General features: G+C 44.3%; 20 protein-coding genes. 3 read left to right on the top strand and 17 right to left on the bottom strand.

Features of this window, described 5'->3' with window-relative positions:
* Positions 1-110: 110 nt before the first annotated feature.
* Positions 111-1265 carry a DUF3541 domain-containing protein gene (locus BSQ33_RS20825; protein WP_021021337.1) on the top strand — a complete coding sequence of 385 codons (1155 nt, stop codon included), beginning with the start codon at positions 111-113 and terminating at the stop codon, positions 1263-1265.
* A gap of 12 nt (positions 1266-1277) precedes the next feature.
* Here the strand turns inward: BSQ33_RS20825 and BSQ33_RS20820 are convergent, their stop codons facing one another.
* The gene (locus BSQ33_RS20820; protein ID WP_021021336.1) at positions 1278-2000 is read right to left on the bottom strand and encodes an NUDIX hydrolase; all 723 of its coding nucleotides are present in this window, start codon (positions 1998-2000) and stop codon (positions 1278-1280) included.
* A 272-nt stretch (positions 2001-2272) separates the two neighbouring features.
* Here BSQ33_RS20820 and pncB point away from each other — a divergent pair, with 272 nt between their 5' ends.
* A complete protein-coding gene (pncB, locus tag BSQ33_RS20815; RefSeq protein ID WP_088135216.1) occupies positions 2273-3580 on the top strand; it encodes a nicotinate phosphoribosyltransferase in 1308 nt (435 codons plus the stop codon).
* A 38-nt stretch (positions 3581-3618) separates the two neighbouring features.
* Here pncB and BSQ33_RS20810 read toward each other — a convergent pair whose 3' ends face one another.
* From BSQ33_RS20810 to ectA, 11 genes are all read right to left on the bottom strand, one after another.
* Positions 3619-3879, bottom strand: a complete 261-nt coding sequence (locus BSQ33_RS20810; RefSeq protein WP_021021334.1) for a transporter associated domain-containing protein — start codon at positions 3877-3879, stop codon at positions 3619-3621.
* A gap of 279 nt (positions 3880-4158) precedes the next feature.
* Positions 4159-5259 carry a mechanosensitive ion channel family protein gene (locus tag BSQ33_RS20805; RefSeq protein WP_021021333.1) on the bottom strand — a complete coding sequence of 367 codons (1101 nt, stop codon included), beginning with the start codon at positions 5257-5259 and terminating at the stop codon, positions 4159-4161.
* A gap of 124 nt (positions 5260-5383) precedes the next feature.
* Complete coding sequence (locus BSQ33_RS20800; RefSeq protein WP_021021332.1) at positions 5384-5812, bottom strand: DUF2850 domain-containing protein; 429 nt, start codon at positions 5810-5812, stop codon at positions 5384-5386.
* 239 nt (positions 5813-6051) lie between these two features.
* On the bottom strand, positions 6052-6903 hold the full coding sequence (locus tag BSQ33_RS20795) for a pirin family protein (protein ID WP_021021331.1): 852 nt from the start codon (positions 6901-6903) through the stop codon (positions 6052-6054).
* Between the two features lie 130 nt (positions 6904-7033).
* Positions 7034-8680 (bottom strand): methyl-accepting chemotaxis protein, encoded by a 1647-nt coding sequence (locus BSQ33_RS20790; protein WP_088135215.1) that lies wholly within the window; start codon positions 8678-8680, stop codon positions 7034-7036.
* A 145-nt stretch (positions 8681-8825) separates the two neighbouring features.
* Positions 8826-9404: a PDC sensor domain-containing protein gene (locus tag BSQ33_RS20785; protein ID WP_198298209.1), complete on the bottom strand. Its 579-nt coding sequence runs from the start codon at positions 9402-9404 to the stop codon at positions 8826-8828.
* A gap of 264 nt (positions 9405-9668) precedes the next feature.
* Positions 9669-10709 carry a type II asparaginase gene (locus tag BSQ33_RS20780; RefSeq protein WP_021021328.1) on the bottom strand — a complete coding sequence of 347 codons (1041 nt, stop codon included), beginning with the start codon at positions 10707-10709 and terminating at the stop codon, positions 9669-9671.
* A gap of 688 nt (positions 10710-11397) precedes the next feature.
* Entirely contained in the window at positions 11398-12825 is a 1428-nt protein-coding gene (locus tag BSQ33_RS20775) for an aspartate kinase (protein ID WP_021021326.1), read from the bottom strand.
* Positions 12826-12907: 82 nt separating this feature from the next.
* Positions 12908-13291, bottom strand: a complete 384-nt coding sequence (locus BSQ33_RS20770; RefSeq protein ID WP_021021325.1) for an ectoine synthase — start codon at positions 13289-13291, stop codon at positions 12908-12910.
* 9 nt (positions 13292-13300) lie between these two features.
* Positions 13301-14566, bottom strand: a complete 1266-nt coding sequence (gene ectB, locus BSQ33_RS20765) for a diaminobutyrate--2-oxoglutarate transaminase (protein ID WP_021021324.1) — start codon at positions 14564-14566, stop codon at positions 13301-13303.
* Between the two features lie 121 nt (positions 14567-14687).
* Positions 14688-15239 carry a diaminobutyrate acetyltransferase gene (ectA, locus tag BSQ33_RS20760; protein ID WP_088135214.1) on the bottom strand — a complete coding sequence of 184 codons (552 nt, stop codon included), beginning with the start codon at positions 15237-15239 and terminating at the stop codon, positions 14688-14690.
* A 702-nt stretch (positions 15240-15941) separates the two neighbouring features.
* Between ectA and BSQ33_RS20755 the strand changes: the two genes are divergently transcribed.
* A complete protein-coding gene (locus BSQ33_RS20755; RefSeq protein WP_088135213.1) occupies positions 15942-17480 on the top strand; it encodes an AMP-binding protein in 1539 nt (512 codons plus the stop codon).
* Positions 17481-17989: 509 nt separating this feature from the next.
* Here BSQ33_RS20755 and BSQ33_RS20750 read toward each other — a convergent pair.
* The 5 genes from BSQ33_RS20750 to BSQ33_RS20730 form a co-directional block, all read right to left on the bottom strand.
* Complete coding sequence (locus BSQ33_RS20750) at positions 17990-18595, bottom strand: hypothetical protein (RefSeq protein WP_088135212.1); 606 nt, start codon at positions 18593-18595, stop codon at positions 17990-17992.
* 192 nt (positions 18596-18787) lie between these two features.
* Positions 18788-19603: an SDR family oxidoreductase gene (locus BSQ33_RS20745; RefSeq protein ID WP_088135211.1), complete on the bottom strand. Its 816-nt coding sequence runs from the start codon at positions 19601-19603 to the stop codon at positions 18788-18790.
* Positions 19604-19678: 75 nt separating this feature from the next.
* Entirely contained in the window at positions 19679-21100 is a 1422-nt protein-coding gene (locus BSQ33_RS20740) for a sensor histidine kinase (protein ID WP_088135210.1), read from the bottom strand.
* Complete coding sequence (locus BSQ33_RS20735) at positions 21090-21746, bottom strand: response regulator (RefSeq protein WP_027694338.1); 657 nt, start codon at positions 21744-21746, stop codon at positions 21090-21092. The genes BSQ33_RS20740 and BSQ33_RS20735 overlap by 11 nt, the downstream gene beginning before the upstream one ends.
* Positions 21743-22390, bottom strand: a complete 648-nt coding sequence (locus tag BSQ33_RS20730; protein ID WP_051116224.1) for a tetratricopeptide repeat protein — start codon at positions 22388-22390, stop codon at positions 21743-21745. Before BSQ33_RS20730 ends, BSQ33_RS20735 begins: the two co-directional genes overlap by 4 nt.
* Positions 22391-22414 lie beyond the last annotated feature (24 nt).

The following is a 22414-nucleotide window of genomic DNA, read 5'->3' as shown; positions in this document are numbered from 1 at the left end:
CAACCGTCAGCGAATGCGATAATTTCACAGACTTATTGCAGTGCGCTAACATAGTTGAGGCTACGAATGCATATGTTTTATAAATCATCCTCTGTGAACAGGGTCAGCGCGTGTTAAATAAATGTGGCATAGCTTCAATTTTATTCATCATACTTATCTGTCAGAGTATTGCCGCGCCCAATACACAGACAGCAACCCCCTCTGCAAACGAAGCGGCTACATTTCCCCCCAGTTATCAGGATTCCGCAGATCAAATCGCTGAATATTATGAACAGCGCCTCTATACACTACCGGCCTTCAGAGCAGGACATTACGCGCTACGAATGTATCGACAAACCTTAGATAATAAGTATGCTGCGGGAATTTGGCAGGATATGGCCAGAGTGGCCAGTACACTGAACCACTTCGCCAACGATGTCACCACACCTGAAGCGATTTATCTGTACTCTCAGCAGCGTCTGTCCTCGTATGAAGGACGTCAAGGCGAACGGTCACGCCTACGATTCTCGGTAACAAAACATCATCCGGAATATATTTATTTAGGCGTTGATTTACTCAGTGCGATGGCTCGGGCAGATGAATATGGTCTGAAGCACCAACATGACAAGCGACTGCGTCAGGTTTTGCGTAGATATGATTTCAGTCTGTACGCGACTGATCCGCAGATGATCAAGGCGTGGGCAGCCCAATTAGCGAACCAAGTGTTCTGGCTCCGACAGTTGGGTGAACAAGATGTTGTACAAGCGTTTATTCAAGCATTTCGGAAAACGTATCCGGATGACCAAGATAAAGCATTATCTAAGCAGCAATATGAAAATAAGATTTACGGCATGACGCATATAATCATTGCAGCTTCAGGTTATTATCAGCATTCCGTCTCAGCGGCAGATTATCAATGGATCTACCACTATTTTCGTACCAATATAGAGACCATCATTGCACGGACAAAACCGGATGTGATTGCAGAAGTCGGACTGAGCTTTTTGCTTGCCGGGCTGGATAAGGATCCGGTTGTCACGCAGACCAGACAGGCGATTCAGGAAGCGATCCCGCCATTAAAGCAAATGATCCCCTCAGGAAAAGATGACTTCAATCTGGCACTGGGTGAACATCGTAATCTGCTTGCGATCATGCTATTGGGATGGCAGCAACCCCACGCAGCACCGAAATATGACCAAAATCCGGCAATCTTCAGCGATCTCCCATATGGGCTCAGACCAAAACAAGCGACGCAAGATCAACATACAGAAACGGATGAAGGCTAATGCTTAAATTAGCTAACCCCTCAGACAAGTCTGAAAGTAGCTGACTTCATTGTTGGCAAGCCGATAGACAGTTGCGGGCTTCCCGCCACGCCCACGACCTTTATTCGGGGCGGCAATTTTATTGGTACTCACAATCACTGCTGAGTTAATCAACCGCCGTTTAATCGTCATCCGGTTTACTTCAACCCCGAACTTTGCATAAGCGTCGATGATTTCTGCGACTAGAAACTCTTTCTCCAGAAAAAAGAGCACAACGGAGGTATATTCGACGGCTGCCCGTAATTTGGTCCATGCATGTTGAATCTGAGCCGCATGGTCAAAAGCCAGCGTTATCTGTCCCTGTAAAATGAGGTTTAAATCAAACCAATCGAGACGGTTACGATCCATGCCAGCAGCTTCAATTTGCCTGATATTCGATCGATTCAACAACGCGTAATGGGAAATACTGACACTCCAGCCATCTGGATTACGTTTCGGATTACCATCAACCAAAGGGTCACTGATAAAATTAGGATAGGTATGTACTTTTTGCCGACAAATTCGCCGACGCGCTGCTTCAAAATCTTCATCGGCCGGTTCACCACCACGCGCGGTAAAATCTTCGTCGTATACCCAGCCTCCGGGGATCGCCCACATGCCAAAATCCGGACGCTCCGGATTATTCCGTTTCACCAGCAAAACTTGAATGCCGTCATCAGACAAACGAAGGCAGATCATATCGATAGTTACAATCATAAAGCAGCTTTCCCATACAACTCTCCGCTCATTCTATGAAATGACATCATCATAGGTCAAATTTAATCACAGAATGTTACGAACCCAATCGATGATTTTCATGACAAAACAATCTGAGAATAAATAAAGTTTTATACCCAATAGGCACCATTCATAAGATATTCCTATCCATGATACCATAGACTAATGATTGACAAATGCGCGCGTCTCATTTAATGTCCGCGTTAGGTTAGGCACACAATGTTACTAACATAAAAGTGAGGATGGCCCCCATGAACAATCATCTTTTTTCTAAACATATCATCCAAAGTCTGTTGGATTTAGATGCATATAAAATTAATATGATGCAGGCCATCCATACGTTTTATCCTAACATTGAAGTCCGTTACGAACTGACCGTCCGCTCAGAAGAAGATATTACCGGGCTGCTCCCGGAAATTCGCAGTGAGGTAGAACAGCTGTCGAGATTACGCTTTTCTCAGGCAGAAATTGACTATCTGAAAAAGAGTTCTCCTCATCTGAAACCAGCTTTCCTGCATGCATTACGCTATTTCCAGTTTCAGCCGACACAGCAGGTTGAATTCGGCATCATCCAGCAAGGTTCCAAACGTCAACTGCGCGTTGGCGTCCGGGGAACATGGCGCGACACGATTTTGTATGAAACGATGATTATGGCGATCATTTCAGAAGTCAGAAGCCGCCATGGCTGGCAAGACGTTCCCGCTGACTTACCTCGCCAGGTATTGCACAATAAGCTTATCGCGCTGAAGCATGAGTTGGCCGAACGCGGTATTGATAACTTTAGACTCACGGAAATGGGGACACGTCGCCGTTTCTCAGCACATATACAAGAACAAGTCATGGCCGAGTTGAAGCAAGAGATCCCAGAGCTGTTACTCGGCACGAGCAACTATCATTTTGCCCGGAAATTCGACCTCAAACCGATTGGGACAATCGCGCACGAATGGTTTATGGGTCATCAGGCACTGGTTAATCCGGGAGATTCACAACGTGTTGCGCTGGAACAGTGGCTGACCGCATTTGATGGCCAACTGTCTATCGCGCCTACCGATACGCTGAATATCGATGCTTTCCTCAATGATTTTAATATGCATTTAGCAAAAGCTTACGACGGTGTCCGTCATGATTCTGGCTGCCCCTTCACTTGGGGTGAAAAGATGATTGCACACTATCAAAAACTGGGGATCGACCCGCGGAAAAAACTCTTTATTTTCTCCGATAGTCTCGACTTCAGCCAAGCACTGGAACTGTGTGAGTATTTTGCTGGACGTGCTCAGATTTCTTTCGGGATCGGAACATTCCTCACCAATGATCTGGGAGGCTGGAAAAACAAATATGATCACCCGTATAAGCCGCTATCGATTGTGATCAAACTCGCTGAATGTCATGGCCGCCCCGTGGCTAAGATCAGTGACGAGCCCGAAAAAGCGATGTGTGAAGATGCTGTCTTTCTTGCCAATTTGAAGCAACAATTCAATATTGATTTCGATATTGATCAGCTGATCGCCACCCTCAAAGCCATGAAACATAATCAACGTAAATATATTGCAGCCGCCTGAATCACGGCATCTGGTGTGGGCTGCTTGGTTCGACGAACTCAATTCATCGGTAACTTGAGTCCGACGAGTTGAACCCGCCAATCACGAACTCGTGCAACCACCCAAGTTAATCCCTGCCAGTAAAAGGAATCACCTTGTTCAGGCTGATCTCCTACCTGCTGATAAACCAACATTTCTAATGTCATATTTTCTGGATAATCACTGATATCCAGTCCGTAATACAAACCAATATCAGCTATCGCCACTTTTGCTTCAAGAAAAAAATCACCCAAAAGCCGACCAGCGATATCAACACGCATCTTTCCTCCTTGCTTCATGGTTTGGTATGTGGACTAGAACGGGCTATCTTGTTCGAATCACATCACTTTGTCAGGAAGTTTTCATCACTGACAAAATTTAATTTTATGCAATCAATTTCATTTCATCAAATTCAAACAGATCTTCTCTTCGGTTAATGACAGAAATTGCCACAGCGCTATAAAAATAGCCTCTCCATATCAATAAACAAAGTAATATATACCGCGAGCAGATGGAAATCTGCTCGGGCAATTTGACGGGGCAACAAGAAATATCTGAAGTTAACTTTGGCTCGTATGTGCTTGGAGTGATTCAGAGCCCACGCTTTCAGGCTCTAATTTGAGGGTTTGAGTTGGATAAGCGATATCCGCACCGTGATGATGGATAATTTCCATGACTTTTAGCAGCACATCCTGTTTTACGTTATGGTAACGCATCCAATTGACCGTTTTCGTAAAGGTGTAGATGAAGAAATCGAGTGATGATGCACCAAAAGAATCAAAATTAACAATCAGCGTCTGGTTAACATCAATATCAGGGTGTTCCTCCAGCATCTGCCGCACATCAGTGACAATCGTAGCAATTTTCTCAGAATCGTCATATCGTAAACCGATGACTTCATAGATACGGCGATTGAGCATCCGCGACGGGTTTTCAACTACAATACTACTGAATACCGAGTTCGGTACGTAAAGCGGACGTTTATCAAACGTGCGAATCACTGTCATTCGCCAACCAATCCGCTCAACGGTCCCTTCAATGGCGCGATCCGGTGAGCGAATCCAATCGCCAACCTTAAAAGGGCGATCAAAGTAGATCATCATGCCGCCGAAAAAATTCGACAGCAGATCTTTTGCGGCAAAACCGACCACTAAGCCACCGACACCTCCAAACGTCAGTAATCCCGACAGACTGAGCCCAAATGTTTGCATAATCGACAGCAAGCCGACGACAAACACCAACAACTTAACGACTTTGGAAATGGCTTGAACGGTTGTTTTGTCCTTGTCTTTCGTCTGCAATACATAATCTTCTATATTGTTGACTAACCGTATCAACGTCCAGACAAAGCAACAGACTAATAACACCAATTTAAGGGTTTCCAGCCAGTCTAATCGGCTGGTAATCATATCTTCAAGTAACAAACCGAGGGAAATTGTCGCCGGCCAAAGCCAGATCAATACACTGATTGGGGAGCGTAATGCGTGGAGGAGAAGATCATCCCAATGAACTTTGGTTTTTTCAGTGAGTTGATTCAGATGACGATAGATAAAGCGCCATACCATCCAAGCGACAAAACTGGCAAGTGTAATCAAGAGCACATTCGTGTCTTCTCTTTGCCATATAGAAGATGAAAGAATGTCGTTAATCCATGAATTCATAGGTCAGGGTCAATTATCAATATCCGTGAGTCGAACGCTAACAAAAAATATCGGATATCACCAGCCCCAATCCACATCATCGACACGATTCTGACAACGGATGATCACATCGTTGAAGAATAGACTAATCGCCGTTGGTGAACCCTTCGGCGAATGAGCTTCTGGTATTCACCCTACGCCAAGCATTGTCGGGCTTTTCCAGTGTGTGTTCGTAACCTTTTTTAATCAAAACCTGAACCGGTTGACTCGGTTCGATACGTTTTAACTGAGGGGAAGCAGCCGTACCACTAATTTGATAGATATGTTCCTGGCCACCGCTTTTAAACTGAACCCGCTTCCCATCAAAATCAAATTTTGTGGTAATCAGGTGGCTATTTCGATAAACCCCACGCTTATTAAATGTAATGACTTCTCGCCGATCATGCATGACTTGTGTTTCTAACCAAACGCCATAAACTTTCTTCGGGCTGATATAGTCTTGATAACTCATATAAATCAATACTGCGCTACAGCCGATAAGCAATAGTCCCAGCACTGCCAATAATGATTTCAATGGTGTGCTCCTTTTCGTAACTTCAGGGACGACTGATCATGAAAGATAACCATCGTCAGGGTCATGTCCATTGGAACAAATTCTAATCATGGACACAATCGAGAACGGTAAGATATCCTCTAAAAATAGACCTCTACCAAACCAATAGCGCAGTTTGCATATCAATAATATAGTCGCGGATGGCATTGCTTAATTTAACATCAAGCTGCTCACGACTGTAGTTAAACTTCTATGAACAATTAATAAGTCTCAAATTGACCACTGTTGTAATCGTTAATTGCTTGCTCAATTTCAGCATATGAGTTCATCACAAACGGACCATAGTGTACCACAGGCTCGTGAATTGGTTCACCAGCAAGAATCAACATTCCATTATCGGACGTCTTGGACTGCGCCATTAAGCTATCTCCCTGAGTCAGCAAAGCAAACTCTCCGGCTTTAACAACACGAGAGTCCAGTTGTACTTCACCCCGATAAACGTAGATCATGGCCTGATGCTGCTGCGGTATCTGAAGATGAAGCGACTGGTCTAAGTTCGCCCGCCAGTCTGCAACAAGTAATGGAACCCCTGTTTGTAATAAAGGACCACTTAACATCTGCCCCGCAATTTCAGCTTGACCTGCAAGCACTCTCAACAAACCGGTTTCATCATGCGTATATTCGGTGACAACTTCAGGCTGAAAGTCATGGTATTGCGCCGGCTGCATCTTATTTTTCGCTGGCTGGTTAATCCAAATCTGAAATCCATGTAAGGAACCATCTTCCATCATTGGCATTTCACTATGAATCACACCACGACCCGCGGCCATCCACTGTGCACCACCAGAACGAAGTTCTCCGACATTCCCCATATGATCCCGATGTTGAAAATGGCCTTGCATCATATAAGTCAGTGTTTCGATACCACGATGCGGATGGGGGGGGAAGCCACCCACATAATCAGCCCGTTCATCAGATTTAAGTTCATCGAGCATCAAAAATGGTGAAAACTGTTTGTGGTTGAAACCGGCGACCCGACGAATTTTGACACCATCTCCATCAGAAGTCGGCTGAGCCGGGATAATTTGGTGAATTTGCCGTACATTGGACATAGGTGCTCTCCGGTTATGATTTAAGTGACAAGCAAATTCTAAAAAACTCAACCGTGAATGATGAGAAGGCGCATTCGAGGCTCTTCATCAAAAAATTTGAAGCTGATCCGGTGTCATGCTGTCAATATCGTTATACGGTAAATTTTCCAAGCACCTGAGATAAGTGTTGATGGAGCTGATCCAGCTTGCGGCAGGCCTGATCAACCTCAGAAGACTCTTCAACACTTTCCTGAGACTGAGCCTCAATGACATTAATCTCCTCCTGAATATGTTTGGCCATCTTACTCTGCTCGATAATCACAGCCGCGATTTGCGTTGTTTTTTCTGTCACATGCGCCATCGACATCATCATCTCATCAATGGCTCGCTGGGTCTTCTCACTCGCCTGTTTTGTCACAGACGCTCTTTCAGTCGCTTGGTTCATGATCTGGACAGCGTCTCGTACACTCTTCTCTAGATTGGTAATCATTTCATTGACATCTTCAGTACAACTTTGCGTTTTACTCGCCAATCCTCGCACTTCATCAGCAACCACAGCGAAACCACGCCCGGAATCCCCTGCTCTTGCCGCTTCAATTGCAGCATTCAGAGCCAGCAAATTCGTCTGCTCGGCAATCCCACTAATAATGGTTAAGACTGAACTAATCTTGTTCGTGAATTCATCAATGCGAGAAATCGCAGCCACGGCCTGCTCCACACTGTCATTCAGTAAACTGATACTCTGCTGGGTTGCACTGACCTGCTGCTCGCCCTCACGGGCAGACTGGCCGGCTTTGTCTGTAGACTCTGACACTTCGGATGTACTGAGAGAGACATCCTGAATCGCTACATTCATCTCATGACTGGACGCCGAGACCTCTCGCATGGAGAGCACCTGTTTCTCAGCCGTCTGGCAAGCTTTGCGTGACATCTCTCCTAACGAAGAAACATGGACATTATTCTCTTGCGCATTACTGATAATCTGTGTCACAAGCTGATGGAGTTCACTCATAAACTTGTCCAGATAAGTGGCCAGTTCTCCTAATTCATCACGACGATTTAATTTCAACCGTTTGGTTAAATCCCCGCCCCCTTTCGCCAGTGCCTGAATTTGCTGTGTAATATTTTTCAAATCACCCGTAATCATTAATGGGAAAAACCAGATAATCCCCAAACAAATCAGCAAAGAGAAACCGACTAGCCACAACTGACCTGAACGATAATTCTGATGCATCTCTTCTAGCTTATCCGTGCGTTCATCAGCGTTGAAGGCCACAATATCGGTAATTAATTCAAGGTGATGTTGCGTCTTTTGAAATAACTCGAACCCCTCATTGAACGATAGCCCGATCGCTGTACTGCGCCCGGCCCGGGAATTGGAACTCCGTTCTTGTTCAATTCTCTCCGTGACTTCCACCCACTCAGGATAAGTCTTCCAGAATTGTTCAACCAGTTGCTTCATCTCTGCATTCAACTGAAATGATTTGAGTTTTTCCATACTCTGACTGGCAGTTTTAATACTGTCATCATGCATTTTCTGCATGAGTTGATACTGCTCACTTTTAACGGGTAATGTCAGCATACTCCGTTCCGCGACCCAAGCCTGATACAGATCCCGATTCGCTGACTGCACCAAACTCAGTGCTGGTATTTCTTGGCGGGTCACAATGGTAATCGCTTCAGCCTGTAATCCTTCTGAATACAAACTCCTGCCCGATAATGTGAGTACCAGTAACATGACAAGAATCAATGGAATACATAACTTCCAGCGAATTCCCAAATTTTTAAAATAATTCATCAATCTCCTCCCAAACAGCCACCTCACCTGTCACGAATAACGAACAGGAGAGGTGTGGTTGACTGTTTCTTATCTGATGATTATGAGAATTCTTGGTTAAAATCGGTGGTTTAATTCATGACGTGATAATCAATCTCTCAGTACATTACTGGTCTTCATATTCATCAAGATTAATCCCGATAGTCAGCGCACCAATCGTTTTCCCCTGAGGATCAATCACTGGAACAGAAACCTGAACAAGATAGCTGAGTACACTATCATCGTATTCCACTTCACCAATGTAGTCTTTCCCTTGGCCACCGTTGAAAGACTGAATGAACTTATCTTCATCTCCCTGCCAATAGTCAGACGTCTTATTGGTCATCGCCACATTAGCGCCTTGATTGTCCATGAGAAAAAGCTCAATCAGAAACGGCATACTATTTTCAAGTTCCAGCAACCTTTTTGCAGCTTTATTACTCATCAGAGAAGACATGAAATCATTGACATCCGATGTATTTCTCCATGTCTCATCCATTTTTTTGATCTCATCCAAGGAGACTTTCTGCTTATTCTGTGCTTCCACAGCCTCAATCAGAACAGGATCTCTTCCCCAACTTTCCAACTGAGGAATCAACTCTTTCAGACTGTCGGGTGCACCTTCAGCGTGGACAGACGTCAGTGGTAATAGTGAAGTCAATGAGAGCAGTACAGTAAAAATCATCGATGACAGATGACGAATCATAGCCGGAGTCCTTATCACAATTATTGCCTAGATAATGCACAATATAGCCAACGATAAAGAAACCAGACAAATTACCTGCAGAAAAAAATCAATTAGTGAGATCCATTACTGAATGGTTAAGATGACTGTCCTGTCAAGATAGAGATGGTGGGATGACGAGTTAAAGGATCTGTCCCGCTAAGACTGCGCTAAAAGTGACGGTCCAGTTAAAACGATAAAAAAAGGGTCTGCGCTGCAGACCCTTTCGAGATATATCAGGAGAAATTAGTTTTCGAAATAATTTCTGATGGTCTTAAGGTTATCACCATGAGCCAGTGCCAGAGACAAAAGCACTTTCGCTTTCTGAGGATTATAAACACCGGAACCGATACCTTCCTGTTTTGGCGTTACGAATCCGTTACCGGTACGGGTTGAGCGAACAACCGGAATACCTTTATCCATCGTTTCTTGAACGGCTTCAAGCATTACATCTGATAAAGAACCGTTACCAGTGCCTGCAATAACAATCCCTTTTGCGCCTTCTTTAATGGCTGCATGGAGCAACGCAGGATCTTGGTCTTGATAGCTATACAGGATTTTCACTTTTGGTAGCTGTTTGACATGGCTGATATCGAAATACGGCTTATCAACTGGTTTTGTCGGCTCATAATAGAAATGCGGTTCGCCACTTAAGAACGCACCCAGATATCCCTGTTCGGTTGCTTTAAATGTATCCAGCATCGTTGAATTGGTTTTGGTGGTATAAAATGCAGAACCGATCCGGTCATTCAGCACAACCATTGCGCCGCGATCTTTCGCATTATCGTCTGACGCCAGTCTGACAGCTTCCAGCAAGTTCATGCCACCATCCGCACTAATTGCAGTTGCCGGACGCATTGCACCAACAATGACTACAGGCTTGTCGCTTTTCACTGTCAAATCAAGGAAAAATGCAGTTTCCTCAAGTGTGTCAGTTCCATGAGTGACCACAACACCACTGGTGTCGGCATCAGCCAGTTGCAGGCTGATTGCTTTGCTGAGCTTTAACAGAATATTCTGATTAATATTATTACTGTCTGTATTGGCGATTTGCTCACCAATCACATGGGCAAAATCCTTTAACTCAGGTACAGCAGAAATCAACAGATCAACCCCAATTTTGCCGGCTTTATAATCTGTTGTATCCATATTTGATTCAGAACTTCCCGCAATGGTTCCTCCCGTTGCGTAAATTTTGACAGTAGGTTTATCCGCGTTTGCAAAAGAAGCAAAAGAGGTACAGAGCATCAACGCAGCCATCGTTTTGGATAAATATTTTTTATTCATTTCATTTACCTTTTAATTAATTTCTATAATCTTTATCGCAATTAGTTTCGTACTTAAACGAAAAGTATGTAGAATATAGATAAAGGTAATGTCCTTATTTTCATCATTGTCCGTAAATATATGCCAAACATATGCATCCGCCGATATAATCAATACATCGGATTCCATCATGATGTTCCAAGACCAATTGCACCCAAATTGTGCAACATTTTCTACCAAAAAAACCTGACAAACCTCAAAATTAAAATATTTTTATTAAATTTATAAATTGACCCAACAATTTTGAATTTTATTTTATAAAAATGTATTTTTGTTAAAAATTTTCTATTAGTGTTTCCATGGGGTGATTAATGTGATTTGACGAAAACCATGAAATATAGAATGAATACTATCGTCACTATAAAAAATAAACTTCCCCTATCATAATTATTTCATAAACTCAATTTAAATAATTGTAATAAAGTTTATCCGATAATTGAACGCCGAATCTTTCGCTCCGCACATATGAAACATGATAATAAATATATATTTTCTGCTTACATTTACATCCGATAAAATAATCGTCATATTTAATTCACATTTATTTTATTGTTTCTCTACAAAGTATCAAAACAAACGGATTATAAAAAAACGGATGACAGCGCCTGTCATCCGTTTCTCGTCTTTTGATGCACATGATTAACCTAAATCAGGCGGCATAACGCCTTGGGCTTCTTTTCGGACAATTTTCTTCAATCAACATTTCATGGAGCAAACAAATCGCCTGATGATAATGTTTATCTTCGACACAAAACTGCACATTGACATTTCTGAGTGACGAATGGACAGCCATCGGCTGAATATTGCCCTGTCCCAATGCGACCATACCATTTGCCAGCACTTCACATGTGTCCATCGAAGCACCAATCGCCGAGATCAACGCCACCATTTTTCCAGAAACCGATGCCGCTGGATAACGCTGCTCTACACTCGCGAGCAGACGATTTAAACTATCACTCTGCCCGTGTAAATAATAAGTCATCGAGTTGGCATTCATCTCTTTTCCGATCAGATCAACTTTCGCTTCAGCGATCATCTCGGCCATCTCATAACTGACGGTATCGACCAATCCAACCATTGATTGATCAAACAAATGCAACGCAAACACTTTATCGCGGCCCGCAATAATTTCCACCCGATGATTCTCCGGATCATGTCCGCCTGAAATACGTGTTCCACGGTGTTCCGGTTCAAACGTGTTTTTCACGATCAAAGGGATATTCTGCTGCCGTAGTCCAGTCGCCGCATTGGGGTGAATCGCTTCCATACCGAGGTTCGCCAATTGATCGGCGACATCAAAGTTCGTCTCTCCCATCGGACGCACAACATCCGCACCGACAATACCCGGATCCGCGGTACTGAGATGGTATTCTTTATGAATGATCGCCTGCCCCGCCCCCGTGAGGGCAGCAATACGACTAAACGTCATCTCACTGTAGCCCCGGTCATATGTCTTCATCAAACCTTCATCACAATACGCATAGCCAGTCACAATCGGGAGTTCACATGTCACATCAACGCTCTCAAATGCCTGACGAACGACATCATCCAGACTACCGTGGTGATCTTCATTCCATCCCGACAAATCAATAAAACGAGAGTTAATACCGGAATGTTTCAGTTTCAAGACCGTGTTATAAGCACTATGTGCTTCTCCCAGAGAAGATAGAAACTCTCGAATCTGCGGCAGATAACGATTCAGGGAAAATTGTCCATGCTGGCATGTATCCATAATATTGCGGATACAATTCTTCGCTTCAGACAAACGGGAGCGGATAAACTTATCGGCGCGAAGACGAGACATCGGGTCAGCAAAAATATTCTGGTTGATGAGCATCATTCGTTGCTCTAACGCTTCCATTTTCTCCTGCCACTTCTCACTTCTCTGGGCGATTAACTGATAAATACCGGGTTGACCGGTTTTTTTACATTCCAACAACGCATCGGTAATACCTGAATAAGCAGAGACCACAAAAATACGTTGATAAGGGTTTTCCGGCCGTAGCAGGATATTATCCATGACGGCATCAAATGCGGTCATGGATGTACCGCCGATTTTCTCTACGGTAAATGACATGTTTTCTCCTTGTTATGACCGAACAGTCTCCTGACTGTCCGGATAGATACATTCCTCCAACATCACAATCAACTTTGACGACTTAACTCAGTGGATAGACGCCGGACGCATCATGAACTTCTTGTCCATTCAACGGTGGGTTGAAGACACAAGCCATCACCATATTCTGTCCGGGATAAGCCCGTAGATAATGTTCATCATGCTGATCCAAGATATACAACGTGCCCGGCTCAATCGGGAAGGTCTCTCCACCGACAACTTCTATTTCCCCGCTGCCGGAGACGCAGTACACAGATTCAAGATGATTCTTATAATGAATATGTGTCTCGGTATCCTGATAAATCGTCGTAATATGAAATGAGAACCCCATATTGTCATCTTTCAATAACATACGGACGCTTTCCCAGTTTTCCGCGACCACACGTCGCTCACTCTGAATACATTCTTTTAATGTTCTGACAATCATAACAATCCCTTAAGATGCTTTTTTGATGTATTGCGGTGCCACGGTCTCTGTCGCACGCTGAAAAATATCCAGTCCTTCTTGCAGCTCGTCGGAGCTGATCGTCAATGGACAGAAGAACTTCAGAACTTCACCCTCAGGACCAGCAGTTTCGATAATCATGCTCTGATTGAAACATTCCCGGGCAATGTTTTCGGCAACTTCACCGGAAGTACATGCCACACCCTGCATCAGTCCACGGCCTTTACGGTGCGAAAGCAACTCTGGGTATCGACGGAGCATTTTTTCAATCACATGGGTGACCGCTTGGGCACACTCACCAATGTGATGTTCAAGATCATGGTTGGTCCAATAGGTTTCAATGGCTTTGGTTGCCGTCACAAACGCATGGTTGTTACCACGGAATGTCCCGTTATGCTCACCGGATTCCCAAACATCCAGCTCTGGTTTCATCAGGACCAGTGACATCGGCAGACCATAACCACTGATTGATTTCGATAACGTCACAATATCTGGTGTAATACCGGCGGGTTCAAAACTAAAGAAGGTTCCTGTACGGCCACACCCGGCTTGGATGTCATCGACAATCAGCAAAATTTTGTGTCGTTTACACAGCGTATTCAAACGTTGTAGCCAGCTCTCGGAAGCGACATTAAGCCCCCCTTCTCCCTGTACGGTTTCAACCAGTACAGCAGCGGGTTTATCCATTCCCGAAGAACCATCGGTTAACATGGTTTCAAACAATTTCAAGCCGTCTTGCCCTGCATATCCATCATATGGCAGACGTTGAATGCCATGTAAATGGAGTCCTGCTGCGCCACGGTGATGCTGATTACCCGTCGCGGCAAGTGCGCCATACGAGCAACCATGGAAACCATTGGTAAAGGCGACAACATTGCTGCGCCCAGTCACTTTTCGGGCCAGCTTTAATGCCGCTTCAACCGCATTGGTACCGGTTGGTCCGGTAAACTGAACTTTATAATCCAGCATACGGGGGCGAAGAATGTGGTGCTCAAATGCTTGTAAAAATTCGGCCTTAGCCTGCGAATACATGTCCAGGCCATGCGTGACACCATCCCGGTCAATATAATCCAGCAATGCCTGCTTCAAAATAGCATTGTTATGACCGTAATTTAATGCACCGGCACCAGCTAAAAAATCAAGATAGCGGTCACCACGTTCGGAATACAGACAGCTCCCTTTTGCAGTCGCGAACACGACAGGGAAGTGATTAGCATACGATTGTACGTTTGACTCTTTCTCGTTGAAAATATTCATAATTGAATACATTTCCTTTGTTTGAATTTTCTATGTATGAATTGGGTAAATTGAACAAGCAGGCAACAGCAGCCGCTGGAGTGTACTTGTCACTTCAGTAAATACTTACGTTTAGTCGTCACTACGTCTGTGGGATTGACTCAAGCGGAATGCGGTACAGATATTCCGTTTCATGCTGCCCATCGAAATGCCGGGTTTCATCAAGAAACGTCGAAACCTGCCCTTGCAAACCGTTCGCATGGTCAAATTTCTTAAATAGGTTCCAAGAGCCCTGATTATCTCTGGTAATCGTGGTCTCTATTGCTTCGATATCCTGTAAGTTCTCCTGAGAAATCAGCTGCTTTAACATATCAAAAGCTAAACCCTTCCCTCGGGCAGACGGATGCACGGCAACCTGCCAAATGAACAAATCTGAAGGCTTGTCCGGTTTACGATAAGCAGAAATAAATCCCAAAATCTCATCTTGCTGTTCAGCAAGAATGCACGTTTTTTGGAAATGAATTGACTGTAAAAAATTACAATATGCAGAATTTTCATCCAATGGCGGACACAAACTTACTAATTCGTGAATTCGTTGACCATCTGAACGAACGGGGGTTCTAAAAATCCACTGCGAATGATTTCGCTCTAGTGCAGCTCTAGCCATTTCTGACCATGGTATGTTGGTGATCATGATAATGCCTAATTATTTTGAACTCTAATTAATTTTCCAAAACATTAACATATGATTTACGCTTACTTCAAGCGAAAATTTAGACAAAAACGGCCAACAAAAACCTAATTAATTGATTTTAAAGTATAAAAATACAAGCCTTACAATATAAATTAAGACATCAAATGTTTAGATGTATAACAAAATATGTTTTAACTTATACGGCTTTTCTCTGACACTAATATGACAATGGTATCACTAGCATTTTGTTCGAAATTTGCATTTTGCATTTTCAATATGCAAAAAATAAGACTCATATGACTTACTTTGCCTACAAAACGCACAGAATAATGGTATTTTGTAGTTGGCACACATCGTGCATTATTCTAAGCGACCCTTCTTAAGCCGAGGGTCACCTAGCCAACTGACGTTGTTAGTGAATGAATATTTGTTCACAATAAATTACAGCCAGTCACACAATATTGTGGCTGGCTATTTTTTTATCTGAATTTTGTCATCCACCTCACTTTATTCGTGATTCACCCCCGCTGATAACACTTTCTTATTTGACGTTTTCACCAAATCTCACAAGACTTTAGATATGTATCTTCAGATGATGTCTCTGGGTACGAATGTACTCATCAGAAAGAATCCGTTGATCCAGCAATAAGTATGGTAAGTACCGCCAATTTACTGGTCTGTATATGACAACGAGATATAACTATGGCAAACGATGCTCAATTATGGACGTCAAGTCCTGAATCAATTCGTTCATCAAACCTTTACCAATTTATTGAACACATCAACATGCAAGGCGAAGCACTTGAAGGTTTTGAGCAACTTCATCAATGGTCAGTAACTCACAGTAAACAGTTCTGGCTGGAGATATGGCAATACTGTGACGTCATTGGCTTCCAAGGAGATTGCGTCTTCGGTGAAGCCATTGTCAAATGGGAGAAGTTCATCACAGCCCGAGATACGATCTGGTTTCCTCAGGCCCAACTCAATTATGCTGAAAATTTACTCTCCTATGCATTTCAGGAGCCTGATACCGTCGCACTCTGGTTTAAAAATGAAAACGGTCAGACAAAAACACTCACTTGGCAACAACTGTGTGATCATGTTTCACTCGTTCAGCAATGGCTGACTCAAAACGGTGTCGAGCGAGGGGATGTCGTCGTTGGGTATCTCCCCCATATCCCTGAAACAATTGTGGCTCTGCTGGCTGTCACCAGTCTGGGCGCAATCTGGTCTTCCCTCGCCCCGGAGGATACGGATATTCAAACTGCAATGGCATGTTTTCAGCCATTGCAACCTAAAATATTATTCTGCAGCAATGGATATAACCGAGCAGGGACAGCCATCAACACCGAAGAGAATAATCGAAAGCTGGTTGACCATCTGACCAGTTTGAGTAACACATGCCAGATCGAATACCTGCAAACCCCACAATTTTCATCCAACTACGTCGATACATTTTCAGACTGGCAGGCGATTTTAGCCAGTTATATCCCCAGAGGAATCAATTATGAACGAGTCGGTTTTAATGATCCGCTCTTCGTCCATCACCATCAGCAGCCTTCAGGCAAGAACGTGCGAATCGTCCATCGTGTCGGGGGAACGATACTCAATCATTTAAAAGAACATCAACTCCATTGCAATATTCAGCCTGGTACTCGTATCCTCAGTCATTGCTCATGCAGTAGCACTGCTTTGCTCTGGCATACGTCAGCATTGGCCAGCGGCGCCACCCTAGTATTTTACGATGGAGCCCCTTTCTTCCCCAATATGGATGCACTATGGTCTCTGGCAGAAGAATCACAAAGTCATATCATCCATATGGCTTCTGCCTATCTGGATCATTTACGAGAACAAGCGTTTTTTCCCGGACAGACCTATGCCATGAAGTCTTTACAGGCACTGATCGTCAGCGGTGTTATCAACGATCCACACCTGTTCGAATACATCGATTCCTATATTCAAAGCGATATATATGTGATCCCTGCATTGCAAGAAGAAGATATTGCCGGCTCTTTTTTGATCGGCCACCCAATGGCTGATGTGAGCAAGGCTGATGTGGACAGACACAACGCGATACCTGCATTAGGATGTCATGTCCTGATTGAGGAGAAAAATCTAAGATGCACGAACAGTTTCCCTAACCAACCACTCGGTTTCTGGCATGATTCAGGTGAGGATTATCATCGCGCCTACTGGGCTCAAAAGGAAGGCATGTGGTCACAGCCAGAACACCGCAAATAATCCACTATATTCCTCTGCCATAAAATCAATAAGGGCCTGTCTGAGACAGGCCCTTATGATGCTTTATTATATTTTTTCGTTTCAGCCAGCGTTGTTAGTCACCGCGCTTGTTACTGATACTTGCAACTGACGTTATCAGCTTTAATCTTTCTTAAGCAGTCAGGCTATTAGACGTGACTTCTTATAAAAAATATGTGAATTTCGTCATAAAAATCCCACCAAACAAAAAACAATTGTGACATTGTTTCCAATTCATACCACTCATTCATTTAAGAATTTACTGTGTTTTTTCATCACTTTCATGAATAAATAAGACGCATGACATAATGAGTTCTCGCAGACTTGGCAGCGAAGCGACTGAGCATGAATACGATAACCGATATGGAGCACATTTATGTTTCAGTGCCACCTTCCATATGATCAACGCCAATAGCCAAAACATTGAAACCACCCAAAGTAGCATTTCCAGTTATCTAAGGTAATTTCACCCTTTTTAAAATTTTTACTGATTAGCCAGTGACAATAAAGGTGACCCCCGCAACGTAAAATACAATCGGGTATAGCCAGCTCGGGGGGCGCTCGCGTACCTGTTCGAGTACCACCGAAAGCATCACTCCCATAATCATGTACAAGGGCACAACCTGGATTGACGTAAGGTGCTTCATATCATCAGGTAAATAATAGAAGTAGAAGGTCTGATAAAACAGTAAGAAAAAGCCATTGGCAAGAATCTCCAGTATCGGCCCATCCAAGCCGGATGCCAGACCCATGAGCCAATAGGGGCGCAAGTGCAGTTTTTTGCGCGTCAGCACATGATGCAGGCAGTATTGGTAGAAACCATAAACTGGCCAGATAATGAAGTTCAGTGCTGAGGTGTAACCATCGTGAATGGGCCAGACATGATATTGCCAGAGTGGTTTACCCATGACGAGGTAATACAACTTACCAAGACCGACCTCACAAACAATGGCCACCAGAAACGCAACGGCCATAAATAGGAGCAGTTGGTAAATATCAATACGAATCCACTGTTTGACGAGCAATGAGCTGAGCAGGTAAAAAATGACCACTCCGATCAGGGAGCCAGACACGCCTTGTTGTATCAGTTCACCCATTCGCCTTGAACTCCTTGTTTATCCATAACTTTTCATCCATAAAAAGAAAGGGAGAGTCTGAGAGATTCCCACCAAATTGGCACAGATAATAAGTGGTTATTGTCAATAATGGAACGTCTATCGTTCTTGGTGAGCCATTATTTCGCTGAAAATATCACTGAGCGGCATGAGCGACGCATTGAGGGTCAGCTTTCATTGTTTTTCTGAATGAATAAGACGGATGAAATGATGGATTCTCGCTTGCTGGCGGCGGATCGACTGAGCGACAACGGCAGGGAAAATCTGGTTCACCCGGACAAACAATTTCTCCGGCCAACCGATCCAACGCGAGGTTGTTTCATGTTTTAAGGACTCGATGACCTGTTTTGCAACGACCTGTGGTGAATCACTGCGGTTCCCGAGCTCCTGATTCATCTGTTTGACCAGTGATGAATTTAAATCAGTATCCGTTGCCCGGGGCGCGACATACAGTACCCGAATCCCAGAACCATCCAATTCGCGATCCAGCGCTTCACTAAAACGGTACATCCCCGCTTTAGCACCACAGTAAACGGTATAACCCGGATAACCGATCCCCCCGAATGCCGAACCAATATTCAAAATAATCCCCGGGCGATTCAACCAATTAAGCGCCATTTTACTCACTAACATCGGTGCTAACAGATTCACATTCAGCTCCTGCTGTACGGACGCAATGGTGCGATTGGCAAGCAGATTAAATTCATTCACACCTGCGTTATTGATCACGATGTCGATTCCCTCACCAGACTGATTAAGCTGATTGCCAGTATGATTGAGTCGTTCCAGATCGGCTTCGCAGGTCAGATCGGCCGGAAAAACCACATGTTTTTCCGGCTCAGGCAGAGTCGCTCTGACCGCTTCTAACTTCTCATGGTGTCGTCCGACTAAAACCAGATGTGCACCCGCAGATGCCAGCTCAATCGCCATCGCCTGACCAATACCGCCTGAGGCGCCCGTCAACAACACACGTTTACGCTTCAAATCCATGCAATGTTCCTTATATGATTCTGTCTCTTGCTCATTTTTTGCTTTCAACAATTTTTACTTGCAACAAAAAGAAGGTTAGCGCTCATGCTGATTTTTCATGAATGACACAAAAAAAGTATTGGTGTTATTCTCTCGGGGCAGCAGTTCAACCGTTCCATGGTGCAGCTTGACGATATCTCTTGTAATCGCGAGCCCCAATCCTGCGCCATCGCCTCTTTCCCGATTTGAACGATAAAAACTTTCAAACAATTTTTCACGCGCTTCCGCGGTAAGATCGTTACCGGTATCAGCGACATAAACCTGCACCCTATCCGGCAAATCTTTCAGCGTCACCATGATCTGTTGCCCCTCGCCAGCATAGCGAATTGCATTATCAATCAGATTACTCAGTAAAATTCCCAGTAATGATTCATCTCCGGGGATCAAACAGTCATCGCCGCTCAGCGACATCTCCTGTTTATTGCGCAACGCCAACGGTGCCAGTTCTCCCATGACATATTGAACTAAGCGTTTCAAATTGATCTCGGCCCGTTCCATACTGTGAATATTTTCAACTCGGGCTAAAGTGAGCAACTGTTGAATCAGACGGTCTGAACGTTCAATACCTCGCAAAATATTGTGTAAGTCGGTATGTAACTCCTCTTCACGCTCACTGTTTAAGGCATTTTCAGCATTCAGTCGCAATACAGCCAGCGGTGTTTTTAACTCGTGAGCGGCCATACCGGTAAAACGTTTTTCTCGTTTCCACGCACTATCCAGTTCAGCAAGTAATCGGTTTAAGGTTGTCACTAACGATGACAACTCAGTCGTATCGAGCCCGACGGTCACGGAGTCAAGCTTACTCACACTCCGTCGGGAAATGGCCTGTTGTAATTCGGTTATCGGTGCGAAATGGCGATCAATCAAAAAATACAATACCAACGCTAAACACGGGATCAGTACCAATTGTGGTACCAGTGTGGAAAATGCCAGTTCGGTAATCATCTCATTACGGACCGCTTGCTGCTCCGCAACAATAATATATTCAGAATGCTGAGCATTGTGGCGTTGTAAGGGGAGTTGAAAATACCGCCATTGCTTGCCGGCGATATCAACATAGCCAAACCCGGAATAAGTCGGATCATGCACGATCACATGATTGCGCAGGTGCGAGCCCCAGACGACTTTGCCATCCCGATACAACTGAATCAGCAATTTCTGTTCATAGGGATGCCCATAAGCGGTTGCGTCCTCACTATGCGCATTTCGGATATTTTGCATCCAGCTATCTAACTGTCTGACATTTTCAGAACTCACCTGTAGCGTGCCGGAATCCGGCAGACTTAATAAAAAGAGTTTGGCTGTCTGTCCCAGGCGCGCATCATAGACTTCCAAAATTTCATGATGTGAGGAGCTGTAGCTGAAAAACAAGGAAATAAGAATAAACACCGAGGAAAGCGCAATCATCGATAACGTAATACGTTTTTTGATAGAATACATTTTCTTACTATTTTTCAATGATATACCCTACACCACGAATGTTTTTTATCACATTTCCCGGAACTTTCTTGCGCAGATTATGGATATGCACTTCAATTGCATTATCACTGCTGCCTTCATCCCAACCGTGTAACGATTGCTGAAGTTGCTCTTTACTCATCACCCGTCCGGCCTGATTCATCAGCGATGCCAGCAGCTTAAATTCATTGTTGGTCAGCTTCAGTGCCTGTCCTTGGTACAACACAACCTGTCTGTCCAGAGACAGCACTAAATCTCCGACTTCCACCTGACTATCGGTCGCACCGGAGAGTCGCCGAATCATCACGCGTAACCGCGCCAGTAATTCTTCTAACGCAAATGGCTTCACCAGATAGTCATCGGCTCCGCCATCTAGTCCCTTCACGCGATCTTGAATTTCGTCACGTGCGGTTAAAATCATAATCGGTAGCGAATATCCCGCACGCCGCACCGCTTTCAGAACCTCAAATCCACCAATATCAGGCAGCATGAGATCAAGAATAATCGCAGTAAACTGCTCTGTTTTCAGAGCAGTCACAACACCGGCACCTCGTTCAAGCCAGTCAACTGTGTAACCCTGACGGTTCAATGCCGTCACCATCGACTGTCCTAATAACACATCATCTTCGACGAGCAATAGTCTCATTGCGCACCTAATTCTTTCAAACGTTGATGAACTTCGGCCATCCGTCCCTGATCAGCGAGCGGTCTCGTTGCTCTTGGCGGCGCCACCTCCGCACGTTTCAGATATTCAATCGCTTCAGCTTTGCGTCCGTCTTCCGCCAGAAAATCACCATAAAAATAGTTGGGGTCAATCCCATTGGGATTATATTTCAAAGCTTTTTTGAGCATCTCTTCAGCCTTATCATCATCACCAAACCCAACGGGCCATCCCGGTACTTTATAGTACAGTGTCCCTAATGTGACATATGCTGATCCGTCTAACGTCTCTGGTGCTGCCTTCACCACGTCTTCCAGCAAGGCTCTGGCTTGTTTTGCCAAAGAGAGCCCACCCAATCCACCGTCTGCTCCCGCCAGTGAACTTTGACTAATTGCCAGCCAGATTTTTAAATCATTCCGATCCGGAGCATGTTGCAGCGAGCTTTCACTCAATTTAACCAGATTCTCCAGACAATAAATTTGCTGATCCTCATCCTTCGATTGATACTGACACTCGGCCCACTTTTTCTGAATTGTGACCAGTGGGTCAGCACCACTTGCCCATACGGATGATGACCCAATCAAAAGGCAGCATGCTGTCATTATCCGGTTTCTTATACTCGCTCTCATAACCTGTTGCTCCTTGACGACAAT

The sequence above is a fragment of the Vibrio gazogenes genome, from assembly GCF_002196515.1.
GTDB lineage: Bacteria > Pseudomonadota > Gammaproteobacteria > Enterobacterales > Vibrionaceae > Vibrio > Vibrio gazogenes_A.
The sequence above is the reverse complement of the archived record's forward strand: the minus strand, read 5'-3'. Positions and strand labels throughout refer to the sequence as shown.